Genomic DNA, 4,378 nt, shown 5'->3' with positions numbered 1-4,378 from the left:
TGGACCTCCATAATAATTTTCTGATTTTCAAATGCGATTGCCCTGGGATTCATTCTGTTTCTGGGATCAATTGCTGCGTTGGCGCAGCACAGGTGCCGGTGCAGGAGGGGTTTTTTGTTCATTTTTGCTGGAGGCGGCAATGTTTGTTTTTTCGCTGTTGGCAGGAGTGGCCGCTGCTGTTTGTGGCGAGGGATGCTCCTCGAGCGGATTCAGGAGAAGGCGCACCTCTTCGACGCGATCAAAATCGACCAGGGGTTTGACGCTGATCAGGTGGAACATGCCGGTCTCTTCGGTAGCGGCGATGGCGTGGATGCGTCCGACCGGGATCCCTTTCGGAAAGATGCCGCCGATGCCTGAGGTGATGACCAGATCACCGGGGCGGATGTCGGCGCCTTTAGGGACAAACTCCATTTCCAGCAGCGGTTTATTGCGCCCGGAGACGATGGCGCGGATGCGCGAGCGTTGGATCATCACCGGAATGCGCGAGTTGAAGTCGGGCAGTGCCAGGATTAAGGCGCTGTGCGGGGAGGCTTGGACGATACGGCCCAAGAGACCGCCACCGGCCTTGGCGCTGATGCCGAGGACGATGGTATCGACGTTGACCCCATCATCCTGCCCAGCATCGATCAGGAAGGAGCGGGCGAAGGCGGAGGAGGAGTTGCCAATGATGCGGGCGACCAGCTCTTGCGGCGATTGACTGGGGCGCATGCCCAAGAGCAGACGCAGGCGTTGGTTTTCCATGGCCAGTTCATCCAGGCGCACGGTCAAGGAGTGCATGCGGTCCAACTCCAGCTTTAATTTATGGTTTTCCTGTTCGATATGCTGCATGCCCTGGATACGGTCGGCCAGCGAGTGGGAGGCGACAACCGGGGTTTGAAAGAGGCGGAGCATGGGGGAGACTCCTTCCAGGGTCCACTCTTGGAGCAGGTCGCGGCTGTGTTGCAGGAGGGAGTTGGCGGGCAGGTTGGAGGAGAAGGTGAGCAGAAGCAGGGCAGCGAGCAGGGCCAGGCTGACCAGAAGAAGTTGGCGAGGCGGCTGTTTGAGGAGGATCATGACTATTTTCGTAGGGCGCGTGGCGCTGCTCCGTTGGCTACGGAGCAAGGGCGACAAGCAAAACGGAGTGTGCAGAACATGATCAGCGATCCATGAGGATGTCGGACATGGTATCGAGCTCTTCCAGGGCGCGACCTGAGCCAAGGGCGACGCAGGAGAGGGGATCGTCGGCGACGATGACCGGGAGTCCGGTTTGTTGGGCAATCAGTTTATCGAGGCCGCGCACCAGGGCGCCACCACCGGTCATGACGATACCACGATCGACGATGTCGGCAGCCAGCTCTGGCGGAATTTGTTCCAGAGCGAGGCGGATGCCGTCGATAATGGCATTGATGGGGTCGGACATGGCATCGACGACTTCCGGGTTGGTGATGACCTGATGTTTGGGCACCCCATGCACCATATCGCGCCCTTTGACTCCGACCTCCATCTTGTCGGGCAGGGGGATGGCGGAACCGATTTGGATTTTGATATTTTCTGCGGTCCCTTCACCGATCATCAGGGAATATTTACGGCGCACATGATTGATGATGGATTCGTCCATCTTGTCGCCGCCGATGCGCAAGGAGCGGGAGTAGACGATGCCGCCAAGAGAGAGGATAGCGATTTCAGTGGTTCCGCCACCGATATCGATGACCATGGAGCCACTGGCGGTGGTCACAGGCAGTCCGGCGCCGATAGCGGCAGCCATGGGCTCTTCGATGAGGTAGACCTCTCGGGCGCCAGCATTTTCAGCGGAGACGCGGATGGCATGGCGTTCGACGGAGGTGGCACCACAGGGTACGCAGACGATGATGCGTGGCGAGTAGAAGAGGCGACGGCGATGCACACGGCTGATAAAATGTTTCAGCATGGCTTCGGTGATGGTCAGATCGGCGATAACGCCGTCACGCATGGGTCGAATAGCCTTGATGTTACCGGGCGTGCGGCCTAACATGCGTTTGGCTTCATTGCCGACGGCCAGCACTTTACGGGTGCCCCGTGAATTTTCATGGATGGCGACCACCGAGGGTTCGGAGAGCATGATTCCTTTGCCGCGCACATAGACCAGGGTATTGGCAGTGCCCAGATCGATGGCCATATCGGTGGAGAACATTCCTAGCAATTTGCTGAACATGAGTCCTGTTGCCTCAAAAGTTGCCTCGCTGATGTGCAGCGGGTCAGGGTATGCAAATGCACAACCTGTTGTACCCCTCAACCCAGCGAAGGTATCATGTAAATGGTTGCTTCAGCAAGGTTGCTGACGCAGACGATCCGGGTAAGCCGCCCATTATTCAATTGTCCCTTGCGGCTGCTGGCTTGGCAGCTTGGCAAAAAATACCGGAGTGTGGGTGCGAAACGTGCGTATTTTCAAGAAGACCGATTTGTTGGATGTAGAGAGCCTTGATCGCCGCTTGAACGAGTTGTGTGCTCCGACTGCCGGGACAGAAGCTGTCATTGTGGCAGAGGGAGGTGGGGAGGCGGATGGTCGGCGCCAGCAATTTTTGGCGCTATTGAAAGAGGCGTTGGCAACGGGTCGTCAGCGGTTGCACCGAAATCATCTGGATGGGGCATCCGGGCATCAGGTGGCCCAGGGTCATGCTTTTCTGATGGATATTCTGCTGCACCGGTTATACCGATATGTGCACGATGGCCGGGAGGATGGCAAAGGCACTTTCAGCGTGATCGCCACCGGGGGGTATGGACGCGGTGAGTTGGCCCCTTACTCCGACATTGACCTTTTGTTTTTGTTGCCAAACGATATTTCATTTGTACGACCAAAAAAGGAGACAACTCCTTTTCGTCCTGCCAAGGGAGGCGGCATGCCGTCTCCGGCTCAGGCTGCGCAGGGCTCGCCACAGGACCGTATTTCCCAACGTGTAGAGCGGATGCTGTACTGTTTATGGGATTTAAATCTGGATGTCGGTCATGCGGTACGCACTGTACAGGAGTGTGTGCAACTTGCACGCCAAGATGTAGAGATTCGCACTTCAATGTTGGAGTCGCGTTTTTTGAACGGCGATGCGGCACTGTTCAAAGTCTATTATGACACTTTGTTTGCCAAGGTGTTGGAGCGTGGACCGGAGGCTTTTTTACGGGCCAAGCTGGTGGAGCAGAGCAAGCGTCATGAGCGTTTTGGCAATTCGTTGTTTTATTTGGAGCCGAATGTCAAAGAGAATCCGGGAGGGTTGCGGGATTTACAGACATTTTCCTGGATTTCCAAATATCGTTATCATGTGCAGCGGGTACGGGATTTGATTCCCAAGGGTTTGATTACGGATGATGAATATCGCACCTTTGTACGCAGTCAATCTTTTTTGAAGCGGGTACGCAATGCGCTGCACTATCGGGCTGGGCGTCGTGATGACCGTTTGACATTTCAGCATCAATTGGATATTGCTAGTGAATTTGGTTACAAAGACCGGCCTGGGATGCGTGGTGTAGAGCAGTTCATGCGCCGTTATTATCAGGTTTCCCGGCAGGTGAGCAATCTCTCGTGGATTTTTTTGCGCAAATATCAGGAGGAGTATCGTTCGCTCTATTGGTGGAATCGGCGGGCTTTGGAGGATTGTTTTCATTTGCATGGTGACAAGGTGGTGGTGACCGATCCAGAGGCGTTTCGCCAGGATCCGGTGCGTATCATGCGTTTGTTTGAGGTGGCGCAACGCCATTTGAAATCGATTCATCCGGATACATTGCGTTTGGTGGGCAAGGATTTACGTCTGATCAACAGTCAGTTTCGCCGCAATCCAGAGGTATCGGCGCTGTTTATCAAGATGCTCAACGGGGAACGGGCGGTGGCCTGGGTGTTGCGGCGGATGAGCATCAGTGGGGTTTTGGGACGTTTTCTGCCGGAATTTGGGCGGATTATTGGGCAACCGCAGCATGATCTGTTTCACATATATACGGTGGATGAGCATACCATTTTGGCGGTTGAGGCGTTGCGCCATATCAAGTCAGGACAGTTCAGCAATGAGTTGCCGATTTGTACTGCTTTGATGGGGCAGGTGGATTTTTATGAGCGCGGTTCGGTTATATTGTATCTGGCGGTTTTGCTGCATGATATTGCCAAGGGTCGCGGGGGGGATCATCAATTGAAGGGAGCGATGATTGCCCAGCAGGTGTGTGCCCGTTTAGGGTTGAGTGATGCGGAGGGCAGCATGGTCTGTTGGCTGGTGGGGCGCCATTTGGATATGTCGCGTACCGCCTTTCGCCGTGATCTGTCGGATCCCAATACCATACGGGCTTTTGCCCGGCAGGTGGGGACGCAGCGCCGTTTGGAATTTTTATTATTGCTGACGGTGGCGGATATACGTGCGGTTGGTCCCAATGCCTGGAGTTCTTG

3 protein-coding genes are annotated in these 4,378 nt (G+C 55.3%); 1 reads left to right on the top strand and 2 read right to left on the bottom strand.

Translation table 11 applies throughout. The features are described from left to right. Positions 1–66: 66 nt before the first annotated feature. Together mreC and EJP87_RS14115 are read right to left on the bottom strand one after the other, a co-directional pair. Complete coding sequence (gene mreC / locus EJP87_RS14120; RefSeq protein ID WP_130472507.1) at positions 67–1,053, bottom strand: rod shape-determining protein MreC; 987 nt, start codon at positions 1,051–1,053, stop codon at positions 67–69. A gap of 82 nt (positions 1,054–1,135) precedes the next feature. Then, positions 1,136–2,170 (bottom strand): rod shape-determining protein, encoded by a 1,035-nt coding sequence (locus EJP87_RS14115; RefSeq protein WP_130472506.1) that lies wholly within the window; start codon positions 2,168–2,170, stop codon positions 1,136–1,138. Positions 2,171–2,393: 223 nt separating this feature from the next. On the opposite strand from EJP87_RS14115, the gene glnD reads away from it, so the two are divergent. Further along, positions 2,394–4,378, top strand: a 1,985-nt coding sequence (gene glnD, locus EJP87_RS14110) for a [protein-PII] uridylyltransferase (RefSeq protein ID WP_130472505.1), incomplete at its 3' end; no start/stop codon positions are given.

Origin of the sequence: Candidatus Magnetaquicoccus inordinatus (genome assembly GCF_004217665.1) — a bacterium.
Classification (GTDB): Bacteria; Pseudomonadota; Magnetococcia; order Magnetococcales; family Magnetaquicoccaceae; genus Magnetaquicoccus; species Magnetaquicoccus inordinatus.
The sequence above is the reverse complement of the archived record's forward strand: the minus strand, read 5'-3'. Positions and strand labels throughout refer to the sequence as shown.